This is a genomic window from Enterobacter sp. JMULE2 (assembly GCF_013337145.1).
Taxonomy (GTDB): Bacteria; Pseudomonadota; Gammaproteobacteria; order Enterobacterales; family Enterobacteriaceae; genus Enterobacter; species Enterobacter mori.
The window spans coordinates 1-26012 of record NZ_SGWD01000019.1 but is presented as its reverse complement, the minus strand read 5'-3'; the positions used below and the strand labels follow the sequence as shown (position 1 = coordinate 26012).

Below are 26012 nucleotides of genomic sequence, written 5' to 3'. Positions count from 1 at the left end.
GATCACCTCCAATGAATAATTAAACGCAACACAAAAAATAAATATCAATAGTATTATATCAATAACTCAATGTTGCTTTACGATCGATGCCGCGTATACTCCCCCCCCGCGCCCCCACACGCACCAAAATAGAAAAAAAGAGGCTTAACTAAAAAATGAAATTGACATTGAAGAAACTACGCATTCTCATTTCAAGATGCAAGGTCATCTATGTTCCAGAATTAGGTTTTATAGGTATACATCAAGCAACTTTATGGTTTTTACTGACACTGGCATCGTTATTAGCCCTGATTTATACGCATTGATATACTTACATTAAGCGCTATCAAAAATTCCAGTGGGGGTAAATGATGAAATCATTCCGGTGGTTATGGTTGATATGGTTGCTGTGGGGTTTAATTATAATATTATACATATCATCCGCGGACAGTACCCCTCTAGTTTTAGGATTGATATTGCTGGCAATATTGAGCATAATTTTGTTTAAAAAAAACAGTCTAAAGGTACATTCCATGTTTAACCTAAAAAGTAAGAGTAAAAAAAATGAGGTTGTAGCAAACCAAGATAAGTCAGAAAAAAAAACAACACCAATCCATGTTAAGGATATTTTACTAACCGCTGTCCGGAAAGATGTTTTTATAGCAAATGGCGCTAATTTAACCGGCATAATCGAAACAGAAGGTAGTATTGTAAGCGAGGGTGTTATTGAAGGAAACATTCGCTCAGCACATGAGGTTCGCATAAATAATGGGGGGGTAGTCAAAGGTGATATTCATGCCATGCATGTGTTCATAAACGGTTTAGTTACAGGTCGGTGTTATGCCTCTGCTGTTAGCCTCTTAGAAAAAGGACGCATAGAAGGAAATATTTATACTAATGAACTATCAATCGAAAAAGGAGGTGTTTTTATTGGAGAGTCCAGTCCATCTGAATATACACACTCCAAAAATGATACTTTTGCAGAGCAAGAAGACTCATTAGTTAAGAAAAAAATCAAGGATAAATAAAAATCGTCAAATTTGATAATTATAACAAGAGAAAGATGTCAAACCCTTTACCTTTCTGGAAAGAAACTTCGATTTACTCAATTAATATTCTAAACCGAAAGGGTTTATCTGAATGAGGTAAATTATAATTTATTGAAGTGAAAATATGACGAGCAGTATATGGTTGATAGCTATTGATAGCCGGGCGGTCATGGGTGTTTTTTACAACATCAGAATCGGTTTCCGATGTAACGTGCAGAGGAGCCGTGTTATGCTCATTGAGCTCTACGCAGTGTTTAGACAGGTTCTGGCAGAACGATTTAGTGTCCATGGCTGTCAATGAACGAAATTAAAACGCTCAGCAAAAAACAGTCTGCGGGTTTACTGACTGTTGAATACAAGGCGTAATGAGTAACATGCCTGACAAAAACCTGCATGCTTATTTTTTCATTATAAAACAGAAACAGTTAAAACCAACTCATTCAAGCGCAATAATTAATCTATACTCTATATTTAGCAATAAAGACGAGAGATAGCATGCAATATATAATTTAAAAAAACATTAACATATTGTTCGCCATCAATTAATGGAATGTAAACAAATAAATTCAACAGCTCGATTGATAACCTATAAACGTAACAACAAGTTAGTATGACTTTAATTTTCTGGAAAAAACCATGAAAAAAAAAGCAATTCTTTTTACTTCCCTTCTGCTTTCTGGTTGCCAGCATCAATATGTCAATTACGGGGAAAATAACGCAGGCAAATCATCTGCAACTGGCAATATGAATGCAAATGAAATCACAAATCAAAATCAAAATCAAAATCAATGGATAGAGTATTCGGTATATTCTACGCGTGAAAATGAATTATGGGCTGACATTGAGAACGAGTTACACATCGAGGTAACGAAAAAAAAACGTATTAATGAGCAAAAAGAAAAATACCTGAAAAACAAAATTCACTTCCATGAGGTAGCTTTACGTGCGGAACCATATTTATACTGGATAAGAAATGAAATAAGGAAACGTAACATGCCTATGGAGCTTGTACTTATTCCCATCGTCGAGAGTAAATATGACCCACATGCGACATCTCGTGCCAATGCAGCTGGAATCTGGCAAATAATTCCGCACACAGGACTAAGATATGGTTTGGTACAAACTAACGTCTATGATGCGCGTCGTGATGTTATCGCTTCAACGACAGCCGCTCTCAACATGATGGAGCGCCTGAACAGAACGTTCGACGGCGACTGGTTGTTAACAATGGCTGCCTATAACGGTGGTGAAGGGCGCGTCCTGAAGGCAATAAAGACGAATAAAGAACGAGGTAAACCCACTGATTATTGGTCACTCTCACTGCCTGAGGAAATGGAGGATTATGTACCGAGGGTGCTAGCACTGAAAGATATTTTGAAGAACACCAGGCGTTACGGTGTACAATTGCCAGCCGCAGATGAAAGTCGAGCTCTGGAACCTATTCGCCTGCACAGGCCGGTTGATATTCAGCTGATTGCTGACATGACTGGCATATCGGTAAGTAAACTGAAAGCATACAATGCGGGTATTAAAACATCAACGCTGGGTGCAAGTGGTCCGAAATATGTTATTGTTCCGCGAAAAAATGCAGAACATTTACGTTTATATTTAGGATATAACTATTATCCATCTTTAAAGTTAAAGATGCACAGGAAATAGGCATTGGTCAACATAAGAATTTATAATTTTCGCTCATATAATTACCAATATGTTACATACAAAATATCAGCATTCGAATGTGATTGTCAACTCAGACGCTATAATACATCGGGGGCTAAAGATCGCCTCATTAAGAAAGCACTAAAAGCCAACCCACAAAAGCTTTACATATCACGTACCAAAAACATTTAATATTACTATGCTGTGTTCCTTAATTGCATAACCTTTTGTAAAACTGCAGGATGCAACCCAGTTTAACCATCGCCAGATAGTTCCTCGCCGTTTTGTTGTAATGTGTAGCAAGGCGGCGGTATTCTTTCAGGCGACCAAAGCAACGTTCAACAACATTGCGATTACGGTAAGCATCACGATCAAACTGTGAACGACCATCTGATGCCATTTTCTCATTCGATTTTCGAGGGATGACGGTTTTTATTGCCCTGCTCTTCAGCGCCTTACGTAGTAAGCTTTATCAGCCAGTACAGCATGACCACGGCGCTTCATTCTGCCGTTCTTGCGCTGAATCGAAATATATGCATACATTCATCTTTTAATCCCCAGGCGTGATCCTTAGCCGTATCAAAAATATAATAAATTGAATTTTAATGTGATCCTCATTGAGAAATAACCACAGATTATTCAGGATGTGTCTTTCGGCCAGCGTCCGACTCATAAGTTACTTAATTCTTTCCCCGAAAAATGATAAGATCAGAAGGCGTTATCCAGCATTTGCGGTACTCACCGGGTGAAAGACCGAACTCTCTTCTGAAGCAACGATAAAAAGTTGAGATATCTTCAAAACCCAGTCCGAAGGCGATATCTGATATGCCAGCATCATTTTCACGCAGTAAGCGGGCCGCCGCGCCCAGCTTTCTTCGACGAATATAACGGGCAATAGGCTCACCGGTGACAGATGTGAACATATGCTGCAGATAAAATGTTGAGTATCCAGACCTCCTGACAACATCTTTTACCGACAGCGGCTGATGGATGTTCATCTCTATCCAGTCAAGCAGTTCGTGAATGGCGATGCTAATATTGTACATCGTACCGGAATGCAGTCCATTAATTTCTGATGACATATTTCCCCTGCATTATCTGTATCTGTATCTGTATCTGTATCTGTCAGCGTATAAAAATGTGAGTGCATTGAAACTTTCATTTTAATATTTTTTAAGAATATGCTTAACGATAAACTTCTCAGTCTTTGCAACGTAAATTTTAAGTGCAGCCGAAATCCTTTCCGTCGTTATCAACGCGAGCAACCAGAACAACGTCGCCTGGGTCGCATTCAGTTCAGCCATATTGATGTTAGCACTGATAAAGATAATGACGACATGCTGAAGAAGCATAATAATGTAAGCTCTGGAGGCCAGATCGGATACGTTATTATTAAGCCTGACACGTGTAAAGACCGGGTTAATAACGGGATAGCAGGCATGTAAAATAAACAGAAACGCCACGGAAAAAAACAGGCTGCGTGGCGCAAGCGGGAAGAGGACTTCCCGGATACCCTTCTGTGAAAGGTCAGCTATCACACATCCGCCAAGAATAACAGCCATGCCCGTCACGGCAAGCAGGGGCCGCGATTTAGAGAACCAGGGCAGAAAATGCATAAACAGCATGCCGAACGTAAAGTCACTTATCCGCACCTGAGCTGACCAGTACGGATTAGCAAGGGTACTGTCGTAGCACAGAACGCTGACAGTAAGCGCTGCAGACATCGTCAGCAACGGCGCCAGCTGCATTATCCGGAAAACCAGCGGTGCAATCGCATAATGCAGAATGATACAGCCGATAAACCATTCACCGGTAAGATATGCTGTTTCCACTCCCCAGATACCATGAAGGTAGTGGTCAATACCGAGGATGGTGGGAAGAAACGCGAAAACGTTTCTCTCGCCATTTATCAGCTGCTCCAGCGGGTTACCCGGATAGCGGAAGTAAAGCCCCAGGACCAGCAGTATGAGGGCTGCGGTAAAATACACCATGTTGTAGGGTATCAGGACCGAACAGGTACGCCTGATGTAGTATTCGCGCAGGCTGTAGCGCGTCAGGGAAACATATGCCAGTGCACCGGATATCATAAAAAAAATCGACACGCCGAGCCTGCCAATCCCGCCCGTAAGATATTCGCGCGGAAAGGTAATCAGAGTGCTGGCATCAAACATATAGGCATAATGCGAGGATATTACCAGCAGAACGGCAGTAAGGCGCAGGAAGTCCAGAAAGGTGTTGCGTGTTGAGAGCATATTCAGACTATTTTCCAGAACAGGTGATAGGATAATTTAGCTCCCCTGACGGGGAAGAGTCGTTTTCTCATGTCGCCTGTGCACGCCCTTCTGAAGACTCAGGACTTTGCGCTCAAGGTAATCGACGCCCGCCAGGATTCCCACCACCAGTCCGGTCATGATGAGCGCCTGCCGATCGAGCCCCAGACCTATCATTGCGCCCGTTGCCGCCATCATCCAGACCGTAGCGGCGGATGTTGCACCCGTCACGATACCATCGCGCGTCATCATGACGCCGGCCCCTAAAAATCCCACACCGGTAATCAGCTGTCCCAGCACACGAGCCCGGTCGGCGGCATCCGCAGTAACAGCACCCAGCATGGCGAGGAAGCAGTAGCTCCCGAGGACAATTAACGTGGAGGTTCTGATGCCAATCGGCTTGCCGCGCAGCTGGCGTTCAAGGCCCACTGCAAAGCCACACAGCAGGCAGGTCGCTATCTGTCCTGAGGTGAAGGGAAGCAGCAGAGTCTCTGCTGCGGGTAAAGTCAGACGCATGGGTTACTCACTCAGATAAGAAAATATTCAGGGAAAAACTATTTTGACCCGGGCCGTAGCGTTGCCAGTACCCGGGAAAGGAGTGCGACCGTCCAGCCTGCCAGCAAGACCCCGACCAGACCTTCTGCCGCACCAGTTATGCGAAGATGTGCAGGCAGCAATACGTCGCCGTAGCCCACCGTCGCGTAACTTGCCAGCGAAAAATACACGGCGGTTGCCACATCGCTGAATCCTGAGCGCCAGTAATAAAAGAGAGCAAAGCACGCCGCCTCGATAAAATGGATCATCAGCATCGAAACACAGATGCGAACCAGTATCATAACCAGCCTGACGGTGTCGGTGACTTTCCCGGGCACAAGCCTCAGAATATGCAGACTCCAGAGCGAATGAATGACCACCATGAGTGACATCAGCGCCGCAAGCCATATCAGCTGCAAAAACATGAAAACTCCATAACACAATACCGGGGCACACAATCGCCATATATGAGAACGATCGCCGTGCGCAAATGCACACTGGTTAATACAGGATGAAACTGGTGTAACCGACAGCGCATCAGTGCACCTGCAAAATGGCATTCTGGTCGGGCACGATCTTCCCCTCGTCGGTATTCGCGATTTGGTACCGCTCTTCAGGATGCATTTGCACCGCCGGTAACTCGTTGCTGTGGCTCCGTGTCAGTTGCCATGGTTTGCCACAGACAAGACTACATTTCGCCGCCCTTCAGACACAGCGCGGTGAGTCCCCGGGAAAAATCCCCCACGCTGATATCTGCCTGCACCGGCAAAGGCGTGCCCCGTAACCGGCACAACACCCATGCGGGTGAGAGCGGCAGGCTATCCTGCAGAGTCAAAAGGTATTCATGTGGCAGGAGGGAAAAGAGCTCCCGAAGGGCATTTTCATCAGATGGAAATTTGACGCCAAAACGCCATTCCGCTTCGTGAAGCAGCTCCTCCATGTCATCACTGCAGAATCCCAGACCTGAAACAAGCCGGGTTTCTGTCGTAATAAAACCCGGGGCACTGTCGCCGCGACTGCGGATCAGATGGATAACCTCCGCGAGTGAAGGGGGCATAAATTTACCTGTACGGGTTGATGTGATGGCGCATAAGCCTGGAGCGTTTTCTGTACGACCTTAACGTGCCCTTTTACTAAGCAGCCAGAAATCGTGCCGCCAGTCCACGCGATCTGCAGAAAGGGCAGTCTGTTCGCTGCCCTGTGTCATTTATCAGTGCAGGGCCTCGCCGGCCAGTCCACCTGCGCCCGCCCCCGTGACGGCACCTTTCACCACGCTTTTACCCGTTGCGGCCGCGACGACTGCACCGGTAGCTGCGCCTGCCGCACCGCCCTGTCGGGCTGCCTTGCCTGTGTCACCGCTTTTGGTCATTGTTCCGGTGCCTGCACCGACAATCGCGCCCCCGACGGCTGATTTCACATCCTTCCCGGCAGCAGCGCCGACGGTTGCGCCGACAACAGCACCGGTTGCTGTTTTATCCATTGCCACGGCGGATACGGCAGGTAACAGCGCCCCCAGTAACACAAACGCACACATTATTTTTTGTTCATTGCTTCATTTCCTTTAGTTCATTGAGTCTGATGAAACTCTTAATCACACGACAACCGTCTGGTTGCACGGGATGAGCATGGTTCAGTTTCCATGTAGCCTGTCGCCATTTCTGATGATGACATCCATCTGCGGGCGTGGTGCAGGAATACCGTTGTCGTCGAGCCCGCGCTTGATGGCTTCCGTCAGGTCAAACCAGACATCCCAGTAAAGGGCGGTTTCTGTCCAGCAGCGCACCACGAAGTTCAGGGCCGGCGGCGCCATCTCGTTCAGTCGTACCGTGATGCCGTTTTCATGGATAATCCGGCTATCGGCCGTAACGACATCACTCACCACGCGCTTCACCTGCTCAATATCGGCAGACCAGGCAACGGACACGGTGATATCCACCCTGCGCTGCGGCTCGCGCGAGAAGTTGATGATGTCCCCCGCGATGATTTTGCCGTTCGGCACGATAATGATTTTGTTGTCAGGCGTGCGCAGGGTGGTGGAAAAGATATTCACCCGGTCAACCGTGCCGGCCACGCCGCCCACATCCACAAACTCACCGGCACGCAGGGGACGCAGCGTCACGAGCAGCACGCCGGCGGCGAAATTTGACAGCGAGCCCTGCAGGGCAAGCCCCACCGCAAGACCGGCGGCCCCCATCACGGCAATGACCGACGCGGTCTGCACGCCAAGACGACCGAGTACGGCAATGACCGTGAAGGCAACGATGGCATAGCGGACCATGACAGCAACGAAGCCCGATACCGTCACGTCAATCCCGCGACGGGAGAGCACCCGCTCCAGCGCCGTACTGACAAGACGGGCAAATATCAGTCCGGTAATTAACAGGACGGCGGCCGAAATAATATTGACCGCATAGTCGGTTAATAATCCCTGATTTTTTGCAAGCCACTCACCGGCCTTATTGACTTCATCTGTAATGTTCAGTTCTTTCATTTACGACTCCATTTAAAATTTCACCCAAACGGGTGCTGATTGAAAATAAGCTCAGGCAATGACGTTCCCGTCATCCTGTATAGGCAGGCCACATATATCACCCGTAAAAAGAGGTAAATACGACAAAGCCGGCAAGTAATAAGGCACTCAGTATCCACGGCAGTAAATGTCCTGCCCGCCGTCCGGAAAAGGGTTTTCTGACATTACAGTGTGCACACCGTGTGGCATCAGGTGAAATAAGCGCCCCACAATGCCGGCACGGCCTGATGATTGATGGATTCATAATATTCTCCACATTTAAAAATAAATTAACCTGCAGCAGTTTTCTGTTGTTTATTTTTTGATATAACTTTTCACTTACACACTTCGGATATTACGGGCTGCACCGCGCATTTATGAACGGAGTGAATATGCTCAGTGAAATATGACCTCTGCTTCCCGGGTTATGTAAATTAACGATGCCTTTCAGCAGCCAACCTACGCCGGTGTGCTTTCTTCAAAATTCAGCGGCAGACGGGTGGTGTTTTTTATTTCCTCCAGCGCCATGGTGGTGGTGAAGCTGCAGAGGCTGCCGGCCTGCGATTTAAGCCGGGTGAGAGCAGCCGAAAAGCCCTCAGTGTCAGCGGCAACCACCTGCAGGATATAGTCATATTCACCGGCAGTGCGGCAGAGACGAATTACCTCAGGCATGGAGACGAAGGCCGCGGTCATTGCCGCCTCCCTGTCCGGTGAGTGCTCAAACATCTTTATCATCACAAATCCCGTCATGGCGAGACCGAGTTTCATCCGGTTCAGCAACACAACCTGACCCAGGATGTAGCCCTTTTCGGTCAGGCTGATAAGTCGCTCCCGGCACGGGGTCTGGGTCAGCCCGATTTTTTCACCCAGCGCCCGCATGGAGATGCTGCAGTCATCCTGTATTAATCTCAGCAGTACCTTATCCTTTTCATCCAGCATGATGTTCTCCTTGTGTCTGGCTGTTTATGCCTGTTAAAAATGGGGGTTCACTGGTGCGGGGCGCTCTTCGTTTTTCAGCAGGGAAGTGGTTTTCCCGTCGTTGCCTTCGGCCAGCCTGCGAAGGCGTTCTCCTGCCGGCACTGCAGACTCCAGAGCCCGCGTGATGGCATACACCTCGGCTTTAGGCTCGCTCACCGTCAGATACTGCACCCCTTTTTCATCCAGCGCCCCGAGTCTGGCGGTCAGCACCTGCAGGCGGGCCATGCCCTGATGCCAGCCATTAAGTTCGCTCAGCGGCAGCGCCCCCGCTTCAAGCTGCTTCTGCCAGTTCGCCTGCAGGCTGAGGATGTCAGGATTATCCGGCCACAGGGTGCGGGCCTGACGAATGAGTGCCTGACCGTACTGCAGCGCCCAGTCCGGGGGAAGGGACTGCAGCCAGACCAGCTGCTGGCGGGTCGCGTCAACAAGCCTTCCGCCCTCAGTCTCCGTGAGAGAGGAATCGTACCAGAGCCTGTTCAGCTGTTCGGGAGACAACGGCTGTGGCAGCGGTGTCAGGGTGGCCTCAAGCTGACGCTCTTCGGACATCGGCCTGTTCAGCGCGTGTATTCCCCATGAAAGCAGTCCGCCCAGAATCAGGGCGCTGACGGCCCCCAGGGCAAAATCCTGAAGACGCATTCTGCGTCGCCGGGGGCCGAAAATACCGGCGCTCAGCGTGGGCTCGCGCTCCGGCTCAGCAGACCATGCAAACCGCGCCGGTTCGTCATCAGACTCAGTTGACGCCACCGCATGCAGCGGCAGCTCCGTGCCGGGTTCATCACCGCCACCATCAGACATATTTTCCAGACAGGTGATGGCTGAGCGGACCTCCTGCTGAAGGGCATCCAGGCGACATGCCTGCCTCAGCTCATGGCGTGCCAGACAGTCGCCGAGTTCAGCAAGGTATTTTTCACTCTGGTACAGGGCATGCAGGTCATAACGGTCCTTAATCGTCAGGATGCGCAGAACGTTCTGCAGCCGCTGGCTGAGGCCGGCAAGGATTTCAGTCCGGGCGTGTACGCATGCAGGCCACATCACCGACCACTGATAGCGCACCAGCGTGCCGGTGATAAAAAGTCCGTCATTCATACCGGCCAGCCCGGCCGTGTGCATGCGGGCCAGGGTGTACCAGCAGACACTCTGAAGCTCCACGCCGTTGTGTTCAAACAGGCGCAGGCAAAGGGTCTGCACCCTGCGCCAGTTCACATCCGGACGCGCCGGATGCGTCAGTTTGCCCAGCTCATCGCGCAGGGAGGCATAATCGGGCAGCGCACAGGGGCTGCCACCGGTTTTGATTTTATCCGGGAGTCTGTATTTCATGTTTTCCTGAAATTGGGTATATGAGCAAAACGGGAAGTGCTGATTTAAACCGGCAGGTTTAAATCATTAAGGTAATCTGGCAAGGGTTAATTTTGAGCGCGTGTAATAAAAAACAGCCGCAGAGATTTCCCCATCAATACTTTTCTGCGAATTTCACCCTCATGTTGTTACAGGCAGGCTACCGCCTTCCGCCACCAACGAGAATGAAAAGGTTAAGTTGATAATATTGAAGCAACACAGGAACAACCAATGATTAAACATAAATGTGTGGCTTACGCTATCTGATATCTAAACATCCTGGTTATTTTTCAAAGATTACCTTATGTATAAAGGCTAATCCGGTAACAGACTTTTATTTTTTGCGATAAAATTCCGGTTGCTGAAAGATGCAGCATGAGAAAAACCTTGCCATGCATACTTTCATTTATATAACTGACGAGGAGTGCCGCTTTCAGGATTCAGTATGTTATTTGGGTATAACTTTATATCACCCTGAAGTGTTACCGTTTCATTCAGAATAAGTTTTGAGTAAACATATGACGGAAAATAATCAGATGCAGTAGTATAGCTGTTAATGCATCCATCAGTCATCGGCAGTCCTTTATAAAAAGCAGGCACACTCAAATCATCTATTTTAAAAGTAGAATCCCACCAGTGATGGCATTTATTTTTTGTCATGTAGGTAACATTAAGAGATGCATCGCCACTTCCCACATCGGAAAGGCGAATCAGTACGGGTGAGTGATATGACTTTCTCGCGGTATAATAATACTCCCCGCCATCCCTGTACCATACATTATATTCTGTAACCTGCTCACAGCCATCACAAAGAAGTGCCATAAATACCCCGGCAAGCTAAAAAATCTCAAAAAGATAAGGTTTTTAAAACGCAAGGAAATCCCGTAATGATAAACCTGTCACATTAGAAAAAGAAAGAAATGAAAAACATCAGGCGACGCCATATAACAAGCAAGTATGCTAATTATAACCACAAAAATGATAATGTAATACATTTCCACCTCTACACTATTTTAATAAATTCAATGGGAAATCGTAATACTCAAGATTTATGTCCGCACATGATTTTCATCATAAGTATGGAATTGATTAATACCGCATTAAAGTAATCAAACTCAGTGGTCGAGATACAGGTAATGCATCCAGCTTGTCATCCGCAGCAAAACTTTTCGCATGACACTCAGATGAGAAAAGTGGTCAGAATAAACAGCAACCTGCGCATAAATTCCGTCGGGTAAATCGCTGATATCTGTAGCAGCATCCAGCTCAATGACACCAAGAACGCCATCCATCCCTGGCGAGTCAGTCAGCGCCTGTACACTTCCCTGAGCCTGGTAAGCACCACCTGGCACGACGGGCAGAATCTCACGCAGCCGGCCATGTAACACTTTTCCAGGCAGAGCGTTAAATACCACCTCAGCTTCATCCCCTGCATTCAGGCGAAGCAGGGCATTCTGACGAAACTGAGCCACTATCTGTCGTTTTTGCTCGGGAATAAACACCATTACAGGCCTGAGCGGCAATGCCGCAGCATAAGTTCCTGGTCTGACAAGAACCTGGGTAACGTAGCCATCTTCAGGAGCACGAACAGTCGTCTGCTCCAGATTGTATTCTGCCTCTGCGAGCTGGGAGCGAATACTCGCAATTTGTGGTCGCTCACCGCCAGCACCGGCTTCAAGCTGACTCTGAATCTGCGCCTCTTCTGCCTTAGCAGCACTGACCAGAGCCTCCTGAGCAAGGTAATTCTGCCTTGCATTATCGATGTCGCTCTCCGAAAACGGATTAACTTTAGCCTTGCTGCCGTTGAGATAGCGCTGATAATTTTTGAGCAGGCGATCCCTCTCTGCTTTAGCTTTTTCAGTGCCTGACTCTGACTCTGCCAGCTGTGCTTTGAGTGTGTCAGTGCGGTAAATTTCAGTAGCAAGGTCAGCCCGGAACTTATCGGCCTGGGCCCGATAGCGCCCGTCATCAATCCTGAACAGTACATCGCCTTTTTTTACCCTGTTGCCCGGATGAACAGGAACTTCACTGACCACGCCTGACACCTGGGGCGTAACAGGTACTGATATAACCGCTTTTTGCGCAAGACCGGTATAAGGATGGTTGTAGTTCATTAACAGTATCAGGCCACTCACAAGAATGATGCCACCGAGCGCAGCGGTGGGCACTGTCCACTTGTTAACGGGAATTTTAAAAATCTTAAACACTGACCATGCAAATGCAACGTAGGTCAGAATAATGAGCAGATCCACATGTACTCCTTTTTCATTCAGGGGAAGAGGAGGATTGCATACTAAGTCTGCTTTCTATAACAACAATACGCTTTTTAAGGTGTGCAATTTCATTTTCATCATTAGATACCTCACATCCATCCTGCATCCCCCACCCCCGTTCAGGCTGGTAGAGTGTTGCCCATATCCAGAGAAAGGGCCATAAAACATGCAGTGTAAATAAGCTCACCCAGCCAGCGACATGAATGGCATCGGCATGGGGATGATTGCGTCTTTTGGCAATGAGGTAAGGAATATCATGAATAACAATTATTCCGTAAAAAATAACCACACCAACAAAAAACAAAAGACCAAGAGCAAAATAGTTGAGTCCCATAACTCACCTTAAAATGGCGCCCTGCATAGCAAGGCGCCTTCAAATATTTAAAAACACAATTTATGGTGCCGGAGCGTTGAAGCAAAGGTCCGCAAACCCAAACCCATTTACTGGTTTACCAGTTGCCTGATATGCACCTGCTTGGGTAGGAAAAACGATTGTTTTAACATCGTATGGAATAAGAATCCCAATCGCCAACGAAAATGCATTTCCAACAACATCAAGAGTTACATTTCCATTGGAATCAGCTGTCACTTCAAGACCATTATCTAATACTGTCTGACGATCAGTGGCAGTGGTATTATTAACAGCAATGTTCATTGCCATGTCTATTACAGGAATTTCATCCCCAGCAAAAGTCATCATTTGAGTCGCAGAAGCAGTACCACCACCTGAGGTGGTCTTCTCTCTCGCAAGTTTAAGTTTTTTTCCAGCATTACCAGAACCAAGAGATAATTTCACTTTAGGACTTGAAGAGCCTGTTGTTCCGCATGCATTAAGAATAGTAACAGTAATGCTTTCAAGTGAAATCGCGCCGCCGCCGCCGCCCCCGACCTGCCCACCGTTGTCCGGCGGGGTGGTGATGCCCGTACAGTCGCCCTCGGCCGGGCAGGTGCCCACGCCGTCGCTCATCGCCGTATTCACCGCAACCAGGTTACCGGCCACCGCGTTCACGTCCTTCGCCTTCACCGTCAGCCACAGCACCTTACCGGCGTCTGTATCCAGCAGATTGCGAGTGCCCGCACTACCGGAAGCGGTGATGGCGGTTGCCGGCGCAGCCGAAGCCGCGTCCAGCGTCCAGTCATACACCGACGCATCCGCGCCCGCGCCGTTCTGCGCATACACATAGCTGCCCGTCAGCGTCGTGCCCACGTTCAGGTCCGTACCGCTGATTTTCACCTTCTCAACGGACGGTTTGCCGGTCTCAACCACGCCACCGCTGTCCGGCGGGTTGGTGATGCCCGTACAGTCGCCCTCGGCCGGGCAGGTGCCCACGCCGTCGCTCATCGCCGTGCTCACCGCAACCAGGTTACCGGCCACCGCGTTCACGTCCTTCGCCTTCACCGTCAGCCACAGCACCTTACCGGCGTCTGTATCCAGCAGATTGCGAGTGCCCGCACTACCGGAAGCGGTGATGGCGGTTGCCGGCGCAGCCGAAGCCGCGTCCAGCGTCCAGTCATACACCGACGCATCCGCGCCCGCGCCGTTCGGCGCATACACATAGCTGCCCGTCAGCGTCGTGCCCACGTTCAGGTCCGTACCGCTGATTTTCACCTTCTCAACGGACGGTTTGCCGGTCTCAACCACGCCACCGCTGTCCGGCGGGTTGGTGATGCCCGTACAGTCGCCCTCGGCCGGGCAGGTGCCCACGCCGTCGCTCATCGCCGTGCTCACCGCAACCAGGTTACCGGCCACCGCGTTCACGTCCTTCGCCTTCACCGTCAGCCACAGCACCTTACCGGCGTCTGTATCCAGCAGATTGCGAGTGCCCGCACTACCGGAAGCGGTGATGGCGGTTGCCGGCGCAGCCGAAGCCGCGTCCAGCGTCCAGTCATACACCGACGCATCCGCGCCCGCGCCGTTCGGCGCATACACATAGCTGCCCGTCAGCGTCGTGCCCACGTTCAGGTCCGTACCGCTGATTTTCACCTTCTCAACGGACGGTTTGCCGGTCTCAACCGCGCCACCGCTGTCCGGCGGGTTGGTGATGCCCGTACAGTCGCCCTCGGCCGGGCAGGTGCCCACGCCGTCGCTCATCGCCGTGCTCACCGCAACCAGGTTACCGGCCACCGCGTTCACGTCCTTCGCCTTCACCGTCAGCCACAGCACCTTACCGGCGTCTGTCTCCAGCAGCGTGCGAGTGCCCGCATACCGGAAGCGGTGATGGCGGTTGCCGGCGCAGCCGAAGCCGCGTCCAGCGTCCAGTCATACACCGACGCATCCGCGCCCGCGCCGTTCTGCGCATACACATAGCTGCCCGTCAGCGTCGTGCCCACGTTCAGGTCCGTACCGCTGATTTTCACCTTCTCAACGGACGGTTTGCCGGTCTCAACCACGCCACCGCTGTCCGGCGGGTTGGTGATGCCCGTACAGTCGCCCTCGGCCGGGCAGGTGCCCACGCCGTCGCTCATCGCCGTGCTCACCGCAACCAGGTTACCGGCCACCGCGTTCACGTCCTTCGCCTTCACCGTCAGCCACAGCACCTTACCGGCGTCTGTCTCCAGCAGCGTGCGAGTGCCCGCATTACCGGAACCGGTGATGGCGGTTGCCGGCGCAGCCGAAGCCGCGTCCAGCGTCCAGTCATACACCGACGCATCCGCGCCCGCGCCGTTCTGCGCATACACATAGCTGCCCGTCAGCGTCGTGCCCACGTTCAGGTCCGTACCGCTGATTTTCACCTTCTCAACGGACGGTTTGCCGGTCTCAACCACGCCACCGCTGTCCGGCGGGTTGGTGATGCCCGTACAGTCGCCCTCGGCCGGGCAGGTGCCCACGCCGTCGCTCATCGCCGTGCTCACCGCAACCAGGTTACCGGCCACCGCGTTCACGTCCTTCGCCTTCACCGTCAGCCACAGCACCTTACCGGCGTCTGTATCCAGCAGATTGCGAGTGCCCGCACTACCGGAAGCGGTGATGGCGGTTGCCGGCGCAGCCGAAGCCGCGTCCAGCGTCCAGTCATACACCGACGCATCCGCGCCCGCGCCGTTCGGCGCATACACATAGCTGCCCGTCAGCGTCGTGCCCACGTTCAGGTCCGTACCGCTGATTTTCACCTTCTCAACGGACGGTTTGCCGGTCTCAACCGCGCCACCGCTGTCCGGCGGGTTGGTGATGCCCGTACAGTCGCCCTCGGCCGGGCAGGTGCCCACGCCGTCGCTCATCGCCGTGCTCACCGCAACCAGGTTACCGGCCACCGCGTTCACGTCCTTCGCCTTCACCGTCAGCCACAGCACCTTACCGGCGTCTGTATCCAGCAGATTGCGAGTGCCCGCACTACCGGAAGCGGTGATGGCGGTTGCCGGCGCAGCCGAAGCCGCGTCCAGCGTCCAGTCATACACCGACGCATCCGCGCCCGCGCCGTTCGGCGCATCACTAGCTGCCCGTCAGCGTCGTGCCCACGTTCAGGTCCGTACCGCTGATTTTCACCTTCTCAACGGACGGTTTGCCGGTCTCAACCACGCCACCGCTGTCCGGCGGGTTGGTGATGCCCGTACAGTCGCCCTCGGCCGGGCAGGTGCCCACGCCGTCGCTCATCGCCGTGCTCACCGCAACCAGGTTACCGGCCACCGCGTTCACGTCCTTCGCCTTCACCGTCAGCCAGATGACATTTCCGACATCACCAGAACCCAGGATATACGCTGGAACCACTCCCGTTGTAGTAATTACTTTTGACGGATCGCCCGACGGGGCATTTGACTGCGTCCACTGATAGAGTGACTTGTCCGCGCCCGCGCCGTTCGCCGCATACACGTAGCTGCCCGTCAGCGTGGTGCCCTCAAACAGGTCCGTACCGCTGATTTTCAGCAGCGACCGACGGCGTGCCGGTCTGGACCTGGCCCGGATTTTCCGTGCCCGGATTGGTGATGTCGACACAGGCGTCGTTGCCCGCCGGGCAGGAGCCCGTGCCGCCGGAAACCATCGAGGTATCCACGGTGGAGGTGTTACCCTTCACCTTGCCGTCAGAAGCCAGAACGGAGAGCTCGATGTATTTACCCGCATCAGCTCCCTTAATCGGGTAGTCACCCGTTTTTCCGCTGGCCGGCACAACGCTGCCGTTTGCCACGCTGCCCGCCGTGGAGCCTTTTTCGCCCCAGGCATAGAGTGACTTGTCCGGACCCGCGCCGTTTGGCGTCCAGGTGTACTCACCGTGCAGAACGCTGCCGGCGTTCAGCTCCGTGCCGCTGATTTTCGCAGCGACCGAGGGGCCGCCAGGCAGAACTTCGACAAGGGTCGTTTCTTCGGAGGACTGATTACCTTTCGCATCCCGGGCAACCGCAATGAGCGTATAGGTATTCAGTGAACGCGCGGTGTTGTATGCAGGCAGCATGAAGGAATAACTTCCGTTACCCGCGCTCATCACCTGCCCACCTCCGGCAGTAAATGACGGAGGCACAACCCACTCAAGCATGGCCGGCGCGTATTTAGCCTTGATTTTATAAGCAACAGGGATAGTGGTTTTTTCAGGACCTGAATGAATGTCATCAAGCCTGAAGTTGATGATTTCCTGCTTCTTGTATTCCAGAACAATAGAATTGTTTCTGTCAACAAAGTCATACCGTTCTCCCTGAAGGGAGCGCATGGCAGAAACAGCATCAGGATCCAGCAGAGAAGATAGCGGCACGCCCGGTGACCAGGTCAGCCCGATGCCTATCTGGGTATCATTTTTTCCGCCACTTCCCATCTTCTGGTCAAGCGATGCGCTTAACAGCGGGAAAGGGGTGTAGCTCAGACCGGCAGTGAAGGCATAGGGATTTTTCTGACGTTCGTCTTCGCCAAACAGGGCGACTTCATCGCCAAAATATTGCTCATAGCGCAGTTTAGCACCGAACTGAGGGTAAGACGGATGATACATCTCTGATGTGATATCGAATCCGTCAGCAGGTCGTTCGTCATAATCCCTGAAATCACGGGACTGATGCCAGTCGGTCAAACCGAAATATCCGTTAGCGGAGAGCTTCAGATAATCCTTCCATGCCTCCACGCCAAGGCCGACACGCCGGTTTTCTCCGGTCATATCGTAATCGTAGAAGGTGTTAACACCATACATCCAGGCGTCGGTGAAATAACGATAGCCAAGCCCGATATTCAGGGTATTTCTGTCGTCCTTATTGCGTATGCCAATCTGACTGAACAGGAGGTTAGATTTTTTATCGTCATAAAGAGGGGCAAGAAGATCGGCTCCGCTCTCCTGCAGGGTGAAATCTTTATCGATTCCCAGCTGTACACGCGCGTTGCCGTACTGGCTGAGCCAGTTCTGCGCACCGCTGCTTGCGGCGCTGTTAACCTGCCCCAGCGCGTACTGAGTGGCCATCTCTGCAGGGCTGGCACCGTTAGCAATTTCCGCACCCTTGACCATCCCCTGTGCCACCCACATTTCACCTTCAGAAGAGGGAGCCGGGGAGCCTAAAGACAGCGATTGTGTCTTTTCCCCAGAAGCAGGGGCAGAGAAAGCGATACTCAACGGCATAACCGTTGAGGACAGACTCTGAATAATAAGCTGCGCCAATGCAGCTTTTCTCAAAATGGTGCCTTTCATTAGCGCCTCTTAATATTAAACATTTTTACTTTCCACGTTCCTTTTTACAGGCGTCCCTGACTTCTTTTTCTCTGCCTGCGATTATTTTCGCCGTATCATCCGTGACAGCCAGAGGGAACCCCTCGGCATCATAAGCCTGGAAAAAAGCAAGCCTGTAAGCATGAAATTCTGATGCATTAACGGGGATTTTGAAGGAAACATCTTCCCTGCCCGGAACGGGCCCGAATAACGTTGAATAGACCCCTGTAACGTCACAGGACGCAGAAACGGTAATAAACCCAATGGCACCGCGATGAATCATTTCACTGTCGCTGTTTCCGATTGTTCCGCCTATGTATGCCGTGCCCCCGGAACCATACGCCATATGAAACTTAAGGTGAGCATCAGCCATAACAGAACAAGGAAAAATGGCCAGCATAAAAAAAAGGGAAAACAAATTTTTTACCAGACGCATATTAATATGCCCCAAAAATTCAAGTGTCGCTTAATTAAGAGTAAAAGGCTAACAAGGAAAAAGCTGCAAAAAAAATACGAACAAAATATATCAAAAAAGATATGCATGCGTTTTTAAATAATCACTCGCATGCGTGGCCTGCCTCAATGCCATCAAAACCGGCAGCCGGCGGGTAACTCGCGCAGGTGAGATTAAGGTCATCCCGCGAAACAACGGGAGGAGATTTATCCGGCTGATATATCTTAAAAAAGTCACATATCTGCTTTTTAAATCAATGGTACATTTTTTCGATGCATGAAGCACAGTTCCTTAAGAAATAATAACGCCATGAGCACTACGCATATTAAGTAAGGTTTGGATTCCGGGAAATAATTCTCAGCATCGTTTCACGACCATTTTTCTTCAGCAGATAATCCAGATAGCCGATTTCTTTCAGCTTTTCTAAAGCAGCACGAATGACTTTATTCTGATCGCTGACCCGGTTTGTCAGCATCAGGCGCGTACGCAGCCTCTCAAATGAAATGTCAGCAGGCTTCTCAGGCAGACTTGCGAAATAGGTATAAAGAGCCTGCGCAGCCTCCTGACGCGGTAGCGCATTAAGCGGTTTCTTTCTCAGCAATGTAAGATAATCCGCACAGTACAACTCCCAGAGCTTACAGTCCGCTTCAAGGTAAACCATATCTTCTTCAAAATCGAATCTTCCGGATTTTAATAAACCTGTAACATAAACTTTAGTGGATCTGATTGTGCTTAATGTAATGGTTTTACCTCGGATACGAGCCAGGGAGTCACGCACATTTTGCCGTAAACGTGAATCAAGGCGTTTTGAGGGGATCTGGCAGTAGGTGGCGAACTCGCGGAAAGAAAGCATCACAGCGTTAGAGGAGAGGCCATACTTTGAAAACGCATGAACAATTCCCATCCAGACTTTAAAATCAGTGGCCAGATTAAGTCGCTGGCCGGTAATAATAATACTGGTATAACCCTCAGCACGAGAAAACTCCAGTGAGGATAAAACATGACTGGCATCGATTACCCCCTGCCCACGGCCACTCTTGTTAAAAGGAACGAAGATCCCAAGCCGCATCAATGAGACTGGCTGTATCGTCGTGTGGCTATTAACTGTGAGTAACTTTTCGCTATTCTCTAAAGAAGAATACATTGAACAAAAAAGCAATTCATTATTTTCTAAGGCTTTTTTAGACTTATCCACTTTTTCAGGTCTTCCACATTGATACGAATCTTTATCCCGTTTTAACTCACTTTTGCGCCCGTAACAGCTCACTTACTTCCCTTTTCACCTCCCCATAATCCCGCTACAGGTCACCTAAATCCCTCTTCACCTCCCCCGGATACCTCGCCAGCCCTTCTGCTGCAAGGCATAGCGCCAGGCGGGATCTTTATGGTTCTCTATGGATCTATATTTGATCTATATTTGGATCTGGCAAAGCTTTTTTGTGGATAAGCAACAGGATCTGTATAAGACAGCACAAAATTAGCACCATAACAAAATAAACCAGACAACCTGGATGGGGGTGCTGAACGCAGATCAGAACACCTGTCCTCGCGCTTTTTTTTCTGCACGACAGCTCAGGCGATCGTTATCAACGCACGCTGACCATGAACGGCTAAACTGTTTGCGCAGAGGGCAGAAGGCACAGTTAAAAATTGCATGCGAGACAGTTACAGGACTGAAACCAGCGTTAGCATATTGCAAACATTACTGTGGCTGGGTTCGGCTGAAAACTTCATCGGCTTTGTTGAATAAATCAGAGTTAACCGACTGGATGACTCTCGCTGGTACACCCGTTATGCGATCCGGACGCTGTGCGGCATACCCAACAACGTCATCCGGTTCAGCGCCTTGACCATTGCCATCGCTTCACCCACCTGCGCGTCATAGTCCCGCAGGCTCAGATGACCACCCAGCAAGCTTTTGATGCGGAACATAGCTGTTTCTGCTATCGAACGACGGTGATAGCTCACCTTCTTTTTCCAGACGTCATTGCCGCCGCTCAGATGCTGATTCGCCACCGCGTGGTTACGTTCATGGTACTTGTCCTGCCAGTATTGCGCCCCGCTTCGCGGCGGGATAAGTGGCCTGATTTTTTTCCGAAGCAACGCATCATGGCAGTAGCGTGTGTCATAAGCGCCGTCTGCCGATGCTTCCCTGATTTTCCGGTGGGTCTGGTTTATCAGCTCTGGCAGAGCCTGCGCATCTGTTGTACCGCTAAGCGATAAATCGGCACAGATAATCTCGTGCGTCGCACTGTCTGCGGCCAGATGGAGCTTGCGCCACACCCTGCGTTTGTCAGCCCCATGCTGTCTGACTTTCCATTCACCTTCGCCGAAGACCTTCAGGCCGGTAGCATCAATGACCAGATGCGAGATTTCACCCCGGGTTGGCGTCTTTATGCTGATGTTGACGCATTTTGCCCGTTTGCTCACCAGAGAGTAGTCCGGGCAGCGCAGCGGCAGAGCCATCAGCGTAAAAACTGAGTCAACGAAGCCCTGTAAAGCCCGGAGCGGCAGGTTAAACACGCGCTTCATCATCAGAACCGTGGAGATCGCCATATCTGTGTAGTGGAGCGGTCGGCCACGACCTTCAGGCTGTGCACTGTCAGTCCATGCAGCAATAGCTGACTCATCAAGCCAGACCGTCAGCGAGCCGCGCTGTCTGAGCGCACTGTTGTAGGTGGACCAGTTGGTGATTTTAAACTTTTGCTTTGCCATGGGGACCCGATGTTGAAACGACCGTAGCGATCAGATCCGCCAGGCACCTAAAAGTTCGATTTATTCAACAAAGCCTCATGCAATACCTGATTACTGAAAGCACTTACCTAGACATGACTGCATGTACATGACTTATAAGTCATCGCGATCTTTATTTCGCAAGTCAAAAAATAAAAATCACCTCATTTAATGATATAATTTAATGCAATTAAAACCCAATAATTACTCTTTCATGCATTTCATTCCATTTTAGAGGCAGTTGATTACCTCAAGAATTGATATGTCACGAAAATAAATGATAATGACTTAAATGAATTTATCTGAGGTTTTAATGTATTATTACTTGTGCGCTATTAACATCCTTGTTAATGATTTGAAATTAAAACCTGATGAAGCCGTTAAGCGATTACGCCTTCCTCCGGATACCGCGAAAAAGGTTCATAAGGCATTTATCGAAATTAAATGTAGAGAAATGAATTATCTTTGCAGAAGTTACGTTGCAAAAGATAATTCCCAGGAATAAATCGTCATCATGAATAAACAAAAGTTTTGTTATCACTGCAATGCGCATTATCATCATGTCAGGAACGCCTGCATTAAGTGTAACCGCACAGATACGCACCGCGTACATGTAATCTGGAAGATTGCTTTCTTCTCCATGATTGTTATTTCAGAACTTTATTTTTTCGAAATACTGAAAGTATAGTTTAAGTAAAAAAGCATTTAACTTTCCATCCTTATAATAAAAAGGTTCTTATGCACAGCTACTATATTGCGATAGATATGTTAACTAATCACTTAGGGTTGTCTGTTGATGAAGCAATTGAGTCGATTAATCTTCCTCCAGATATGAGGACACAGCTGAAAAAATCCTATTTACAACAAAGGACTGAATCAGATGAACAACGGGATTAAAGGTAATTTTTAATATTGCTTCATAATAGGCATATATTAAGTGGATAAGAACCTATCCCAGAAGGGATTGTCAGCATGTCGTAACTGATAATTTCTGAAGGTGAAAAGATGACAGGCAGCAAATGGCGGATCAGCGATGAACTCTGGGAAAAATGGCACTGCTTATCCCCGAGCACAAACCCTGCCATCCACTCGGTACGCACCGGAAACGCGTTGATAACCGCGCTGCCATGGACGCCATATTCTTCGTCCTCAGGACCGGTTGCCAGTGGAACGCCCTGAACGCAACCGGGATATGTTCATCGAGTTCTGCACACCTGCGCTTTAAGGAATGGCGCGATGCTGGCGTTTTCGAGCGCTTCTGGCAGAACGGTTGGCTTGCCTGCGTGCATCTGGACAGCATTGACTGGTCCTGGCTGTCAATGGACGACTGTATGACCAAATCGCCGCTGTCAGGAACCAAAAAACAGGCCGCAACCCCACGGACAGAGGGAAACAAGGCGTAAAGTGCAGCCTGCTGACGGACGCCAGCGGGCTTCCTCTGTCTCTGGTTGTCGCAGCAGCGAACGCGCACGACATCAAACTGGTTGCGGATACGCTCGATGCCCTTCAGACGGGTCATCCGGGGCAAAAACTCAGACTCTGCCTGGACAAAGGTTACGATGCAGGCTGGCTGAAAACATATCTACAGAGCCGCCGCTACGAACTGCATATCCAGTCCCGTAAAGAAGAGTCAGACGCGAGTAAAAACACGGGCTTCAGAGCCCATCGCTGGGTTGTCTGGAGGACTCATAGCTGGATGAATCGCTTTCGCCGTGTCCTGACCCTATGGGAATTGAAGGCTTAAAATGACGAGTCCATGCTCCCTGTGGTCTTCTCGTCTGGAAATATCGGGCCAGGTTCATGTTATCAATATATTAACATATCAACATGTCAATTGATCGCGATGCTGTATTTATGTACAGTGCCCGTGCTTACTCATAAAGCAATAGCTTTTGATATTTATCACAATTTTATAGGATACAAAAAATGTCAGAAAATTTAATCAGCAATGGTGAGTTTGATAATGGTAACTCCCAGTGGGGTTTCACAAGCAATGGTTCGGGTGTCGCTACTGAAAATGAAACTGTTACTGTCATCAATAACTACTGCCGTATCACATCGACAGAAGCAATCTATCAGCAGATTAACCTTGAACCGGGTAAAAAGTACCTAATCAAAATTTACAGCAGAAGCCCTTTTTTAACTGGTACACTTTCTGTAATGACAGAAAATACTAATGATGTGTGGGGGGTTCCTGTTATCATTAATAAAAACAGAAGCAACACATGGCACGAAGAGCAATTTATTGTAGAAGCACAGGCCTCATGGGTATCACCACTTATGATCCATATCCGAGCAGAACAAAATCCTGAGCCGAGCTTCTATCTGGATGTTGATAAAATTGATTTAACTGAAACGATTTGAAACAGCACTAAGAGCCTATCTCAATAGGACTTTATTCCAGACAATAAGACCACAGGCAAAATGCAACATGGCCTCGTAATTTTCAGTCTTCTTTTCCCATCGTGTCAGAACCCGGCGAAAGCGATTCATCCAGCTATGAGTTCTTTCGACAACCCAGCGATGGGCTTTGAAGTCCGTGTTTTTACTGGCATCTGACTCTTCTTTACGGGACTGGATATGCGGCTCGTAGCGGCGGCTCTGCAGATATGTTTTCAGCCAGCCTGCATCGTAACCTTTGTCCAGGCAGAGTCTGAGTTTTTGCCCCGGACGACCCGTCTGAAGGGCATCGAGCGTATCCGCAACCAGTTTGATGTCGTGCGTGTTCGCTGCTGAGACAACCAGCGACAGAGGAAGCCCGCAGGCGTCCGTCAAAAGGCTGCGCTTTACGCCTTGTTTCCCTCTGTCAGTGGGGTTACGGCCTGTTTTTTTGTTCCTGACAGCGGCGATTTGGTGATACAGCCGTCCATTGACAGCCAGGACCAGTCAATGCTGTCCAGATGCCCGCAGGCAAGCAAACCGTTCTGCCAGAAGCGCTCGAAGACTCCGGCATCGCGCCATTCCTGAAAGCGCCGGTGTGCAGAACTCGATGAACATATCCCGGTGGCGTTCAGGGCGTTCCACTGGCAACCGGTCCTGAGGACGAAGAATATGGCGTCCATGGCAGCGCGGTTATCAACGCGTTTCCGGTGCGTACCGAGTGGATGGCAGGTTTTGTGCTCAGGGATAAGCGGTGCCATTTTTTCCCAAAGTTCATCGCTGATCCGCCATTTGCTGCCTGTCATCTTTTCACCTTCAGAAATTATCAGTTACGACATTCTGACAATCCCTTCTGGGATAGGTTCTAAACAGACTTCTCTTTTGAAAAAAAATTAGCATCAAGCCGGCATGGATAACATGCCGGTAATTTTTTATTGCGATATATTATAAGAGGGGGGGACGAGCTTATATCAATAGGACTGTATTCCAGACGATAATATCACAGGCAAAATGCAACATGGTTTTGTAATTTTTGGCTGTTTCGTTGAATAAATCAGATTTGGCCAAAAGAACCCCTTGAATATGCATATACCTCAGGCAACGCGCACACTTTTTGGCATACCCGCGAGCGTCATATTGTTCAATGCGCGGAGCATCATAATCACGCAAGGTCAGGTGACCACCAAACAGCCTTTTTACTGGGTATATCGCCGTTTGCGCGCTCGAACTTCGGTGGTAGCCAGTCATGTTTTTCCAGCGAGTGTTGCCCACCGTAAGGCACTGTTTGGCGACGGCTTAATTTCGATCTGCGTAGTCTGCGTGCTAGGCTGTGTCCCTTAATCGTATGAGCTATAGTAACTGTATGTTTCCACAACGTATTGAACTATGGCTCGCTACGATCTTCCCGATGAAGCATGGGCTATCATCCAGCCCTTATTACCTGCTGAACCAGCAACACCACGGGCCGGACGTCCATGGGCAGAACATCGAATGATCATCAATGGCATGTTCTGGGTGCTGTGTTCAGGTGCGCCATGGCGCGATTTGCCTGAGCGATATGGTCCATGGAAGACCGTTTACAACCGTTTTAACCGGTGGTCAAAGTCGGGAGTAATTAATATTATTTTCAACAGGTTACTATCATCTCTTGACGCTCATGGCCTCGTTGACTGGTCAGCGACGGCGCTGGATGGCAGTAATATCCGTGCGCTCAGATGTGCCGCCGGAGCGCAAAAAAACATCCCGATATCACCGGAGATAACAGCCTGGGTCGCTCTCGAGGTGGTTTTGGCACCAAAATCCATCTGGCTACAGACGGAAGTGGCCTGCCGTTAAACATCGTGCTGAGTCCCGGGCAGGCTCACGAAAGCCAGTTTGCACAACGTCTTCTGGACGGCATTGGTGTCCAGCGCCAGAACGGCAGCATGAAACGTCGTGGTAATGCGGTACTGGCCGATAAAGCCTATTCAGGGCATGCTTTACGTAACGAACTGAAAAGAAAGGGTATAAAAATAGTCATTCCCCGAAAATCCAATGAGAAAATGGCGTCGGACGGTCGTTCAGTACTCGCTCGTGATGCGTACCGAAATCGCAACGTTGTTGAACGGTGCTTTGGCCGCCTGAAAGAATACCGTCGTATCGCTACCCGTTACGACAAAACGGCGAGAAACTATCTGGCGATGGTGAAACTGGGCTGTATACGGCTTTTTTACCAACGGTTATGCAATTAAGGGACACAGCCTAATAGCGG

Annotated in this window: 23 protein-coding genes and 4 pseudogenes; 5 read left to right on the top strand and 22 right to left on the bottom strand. The window is 49.9% G+C overall.

What is annotated here, in order from left to right; all coding sequences use genetic code 11:
• Positions 1-512 precede the first annotated feature (512 nt).
• The gene (locus tag EXW94_RS27110) at positions 513-1007 is read left to right on the top strand and encodes a polymer-forming cytoskeletal protein (protein WP_174341606.1); all 495 of its coding nucleotides are present in this window, start codon (positions 513-515) and stop codon (positions 1005-1007) included.
• 657 nt (positions 1008-1664) lie between these two features.
• Positions 1665-2630 (top strand): annotated as a pseudogene (locus tag EXW94_RS27105) (transglycosylase SLT domain-containing protein); the annotation flags it as partial.
• Between the two features lie 268 nt (positions 2631-2898).
• On the opposite strand, the pseudogene EXW94_RS27100 reads toward EXW94_RS27105, so the two are convergent.
• The 20 genes and pseudogenes from EXW94_RS27100 to EXW94_RS27005 all read right to left on the bottom strand — a co-directional run.
• Positions 2899-3218: pseudogene (locus EXW94_RS27100) on the bottom strand (transposase); the annotation flags it as partial.
• Positions 3219-3367: 149 nt separating this feature from the next.
• A complete protein-coding gene (locus EXW94_RS27095; RefSeq protein ID WP_217436598.1) occupies positions 3368-3769 on the bottom strand; it encodes an AraC family transcriptional regulator in 402 nt (133 codons plus the stop codon).
• An 81-nt stretch (positions 3770-3850) separates the two neighbouring features.
• Positions 3851-4939, bottom strand: coding sequence for an acyltransferase family protein (locus EXW94_RS27090; protein WP_174341604.1), 1089 nt, complete (start codon positions 4937-4939; stop codon positions 3851-3853).
• Positions 4940-4975: 36 nt separating this feature from the next.
• Positions 4976-5473, bottom strand: coding sequence for an MgtC/SapB family protein (locus tag EXW94_RS27085; RefSeq protein ID WP_174341603.1), 498 nt, complete (start codon positions 5471-5473; stop codon positions 4976-4978).
• 38 nt (positions 5474-5511) lie between these two features.
• Complete coding sequence (locus tag EXW94_RS27080; RefSeq protein ID WP_254797916.1) at positions 5512-5916, bottom strand: ion channel; 405 nt, start codon at positions 5914-5916, stop codon at positions 5512-5514.
• Positions 5917-6179: 263 nt separating this feature from the next.
• On the bottom strand, positions 6180-6548 hold the full coding sequence (locus tag EXW94_RS27075) for a hypothetical protein (RefSeq protein ID WP_174341602.1): 369 nt from the start codon (positions 6546-6548) through the stop codon (positions 6180-6182).
• Between the two features lie 153 nt (positions 6549-6701).
• On the bottom strand, positions 6702-7025 hold the full coding sequence (locus tag EXW94_RS27070; protein WP_174341601.1) for a glycine zipper family protein: 324 nt from the start codon (positions 7023-7025) through the stop codon (positions 6702-6704).
• Between the two features lie 96 nt (positions 7026-7121).
• Entirely contained in the window at positions 7122-7982 is an 861-nt protein-coding gene (gene mscS, locus EXW94_RS27065; protein WP_174341600.1) for a small-conductance mechanosensitive channel MscS, read from the bottom strand.
• Between the two features lie 477 nt (positions 7983-8459).
• Positions 8460-8939, bottom strand: coding sequence for an Lrp/AsnC family transcriptional regulator (locus EXW94_RS27060; RefSeq protein ID WP_174341599.1), 480 nt, complete (start codon positions 8937-8939; stop codon positions 8460-8462).
• Between the two features lie 33 nt (positions 8940-8972).
• The gene (locus EXW94_RS27055; RefSeq protein ID WP_174341598.1) at positions 8973-10295 is read right to left on the bottom strand and encodes a VasL domain-containing protein; all 1323 of its coding nucleotides are present in this window, start codon (positions 10293-10295) and stop codon (positions 8973-8975) included.
• A 420-nt stretch (positions 10296-10715) separates the two neighbouring features.
• Positions 10716-11135: a hypothetical protein gene (locus EXW94_RS27050; RefSeq protein WP_174341597.1), complete on the bottom strand. Its 420-nt coding sequence runs from the start codon at positions 11133-11135 to the stop codon at positions 10716-10718.
• A 293-nt stretch (positions 11136-11428) separates the two neighbouring features.
• The gene (locus EXW94_RS27045; protein ID WP_174341596.1) at positions 11429-12565 is read right to left on the bottom strand and encodes an HlyD family secretion protein; all 1137 of its coding nucleotides are present in this window, start codon (positions 12563-12565) and stop codon (positions 11429-11431) included.
• A gap of 13 nt (positions 12566-12578) precedes the next feature.
• Positions 12579-12920 (bottom strand): DUF3302 domain-containing protein, encoded by a 342-nt coding sequence (locus EXW94_RS27040; RefSeq protein ID WP_174341595.1) that lies wholly within the window; start codon positions 12918-12920, stop codon positions 12579-12581.
• Positions 12921-12980: 60 nt separating this feature from the next.
• Complete coding sequence (locus tag EXW94_RS27035; protein ID WP_174341594.1) at positions 12981-14750, bottom strand: hypothetical protein; 1770 nt, start codon at positions 14748-14750, stop codon at positions 12981-12983.
• The gene (locus EXW94_RS27030) at positions 14738-15979 is read right to left on the bottom strand and encodes a hypothetical protein (protein ID WP_174341593.1); all 1242 of its coding nucleotides are present in this window, start codon (positions 15977-15979) and stop codon (positions 14738-14740) included. Before EXW94_RS27030 ends, EXW94_RS27035 begins: the two co-directional genes overlap by 13 nt.
• 34 nt (positions 15980-16013) lie before the next feature.
• Positions 16014-16391 (bottom strand): hypothetical protein, encoded by a 378-nt coding sequence (locus tag EXW94_RS27025; RefSeq protein ID WP_174341592.1) that lies wholly within the window; start codon positions 16389-16391, stop codon positions 16014-16016.
• A 25-nt stretch (positions 16392-16416) separates the two neighbouring features.
• Positions 16417-18177, bottom strand: coding sequence for an inverse autotransporter beta domain-containing protein (locus EXW94_RS27020; RefSeq protein ID WP_174341591.1), 1761 nt, complete (start codon positions 18175-18177; stop codon positions 16417-16419).
• 25 nt (positions 18178-18202) lie between these two features.
• Positions 18203-18631 (bottom strand): hypothetical protein, encoded by a 429-nt coding sequence (locus tag EXW94_RS27015; protein WP_174341590.1) that lies wholly within the window; start codon positions 18629-18631, stop codon positions 18203-18205.
• 343 nt (positions 18632-18974) lie between these two features.
• Positions 18975-19916, bottom strand: coding sequence for a protein RepA (locus tag EXW94_RS27010; RefSeq protein ID WP_309232528.1), 942 nt, complete (start codon positions 19914-19916; stop codon positions 18975-18977).
• A gap of 524 nt (positions 19917-20440) precedes the next feature.
• Positions 20441-21364, bottom strand: a complete 924-nt coding sequence (locus EXW94_RS27005; RefSeq protein WP_174339295.1) for an IS5-like element ISEcl3 family transposase — start codon at positions 21362-21364, stop codon at positions 20441-20443.
• 1023 nt (positions 21365-22387) lie between these two features.
• Between EXW94_RS27005 and EXW94_RS27000 the strand changes: the two are divergent.
• Together EXW94_RS27000 and EXW94_RS26995 are read left to right on the top strand one after the other, a co-directional pair.
• A pseudogene (locus EXW94_RS27000) lies at positions 22388-23114 on the top strand (IS5 family transposase); the annotation flags it as partial.
• A gap of 194 nt (positions 23115-23308) precedes the next feature.
• Positions 23309-23746: a hypothetical protein gene (locus EXW94_RS26995; RefSeq protein ID WP_174339604.1), complete on the top strand. Its 438-nt coding sequence runs from the start codon at positions 23309-23311 to the stop codon at positions 23744-23746.
• Positions 23747-23761: 15 nt separating this feature from the next.
• Here the strand turns inward: EXW94_RS26995 and EXW94_RS26990 are convergent.
• A protein-coding gene (locus EXW94_RS26990; RefSeq protein WP_174339605.1) for an IS5 family transposase occupies positions 23762-24567 on the bottom strand; the annotation gives its coding sequence in 2 pieces (ribosomal slippage) (positions 23762-24214 and positions 24217-24567; 804 coding nt in all).
• Between the two features lie 288 nt (positions 24568-24855).
• Positions 24856-25057: pseudogene (locus tag EXW94_RS28425) on the bottom strand (IS5/IS1182 family transposase); the annotation flags it as partial.
• Positions 25058-25147: 90 nt separating this feature from the next.
• Between EXW94_RS28425 and EXW94_RS26980 the strand changes: the two are divergent.
• Positions 25148-25992, top strand: a protein-coding gene (locus tag EXW94_RS26980; protein ID WP_127353137.1) for an IS5 family transposase whose coding sequence is annotated in 2 segments (ribosomal slippage) — positions 25148-25493 and positions 25493-25992 — 846 coding nt in all. Because the reading frame shifts where the segments join, the coding sequence is not laid out codon by codon here.
• The last annotated feature ends 20 nt before the right edge of the window (positions 25993-26012 follow it).

Coding starts and splice junctions, on each gene's coding strand:
- EXW94_RS27110 (WP_174341606.1), top strand. CDS start 513: ATGTTTAACCTAAAAAGTAAGAGTAAAAAAAATGAGGTTGTAGCAAAC.
- EXW94_RS27095 (WP_217436598.1), bottom strand. CDS start 3,769: ATGTCATCAGAAATTAATGGACTGCATTCCGGTACGATGTACAATATT.
- EXW94_RS27090 (WP_174341604.1), bottom strand. CDS start 4,939: ATGCTCTCAACACGCAACACCTTTCTGGACTTCCTGCGCCTTACTGCC.
- EXW94_RS27085 (WP_174341603.1), bottom strand. CDS start 5,473: ATGCGTCTGACTTTACCCGCAGCAGAGACTCTGCTGCTTCCCTTCACC.
- EXW94_RS27080 (WP_254797916.1), bottom strand. CDS start 5,916: ATGTTTTTGCAGCTGATATGGCTTGCGGCGCTGATGTCACTCATGGTG.
- EXW94_RS27075 (WP_174341602.1), bottom strand. CDS start 6,548: ATGCCCCCTTCACTCGCGGAGGTTATCCATCTGATCCGCAGTCGCGGC.
- EXW94_RS27070 (WP_174341601.1), bottom strand. CDS start 7,025: ATGTGTGCGTTTGTGTTACTGGGGGCGCTGTTACCTGCCGTATCCGCC.
- mscS (WP_174341600.1), bottom strand. CDS start 7,982: ATGAAAGAACTGAACATTACAGATGAAGTCAATAAGGCCGGTGAGTGG.
- EXW94_RS27060 (WP_174341599.1), bottom strand. CDS start 8,939: ATGCTGGATGAAAAGGATAAGGTACTGCTGAGATTAATACAGGATGAC.
- EXW94_RS27055 (WP_174341598.1), bottom strand. CDS start 10,295: ATGAAATACAGACTCCCGGATAAAATCAAAACCGGTGGCAGCCCCTGT.
- EXW94_RS27050 (WP_174341597.1), bottom strand. CDS start 11,135: ATGGCACTTCTTTGTGATGGCTGTGAGCAGGTTACAGAATATAATGTA.
- EXW94_RS27040 (WP_174341595.1), bottom strand. CDS start 12,920: ATGGGACTCAACTATTTTGCTCTTGGTCTTTTGTTTTTTGTTGGTGTG.
- EXW94_RS27020 (WP_174341591.1), bottom strand. CDS start 18,177: ATGAAAGGCACCATTTTGAGAAAAGCTGCATTGGCGCAGCTTATTATT.
- EXW94_RS27015 (WP_174341590.1), bottom strand. CDS start 18,631: ATGCGTCTGGTAAAAAATTTGTTTTCCCTTTTTTTTATGCTGGCCATT.
- EXW94_RS27005 (WP_174339295.1), bottom strand. CDS start 21,364: ATGGCAAAGCAAAAGTTTAAAATCACCAACTGGTCCACCTACAACAGT.
- EXW94_RS26995 (WP_174339604.1), top strand. CDS start 23,309: ATGTCAGAAAATTTAATCAGCAATGGTGAGTTTGATAATGGTAACTCC.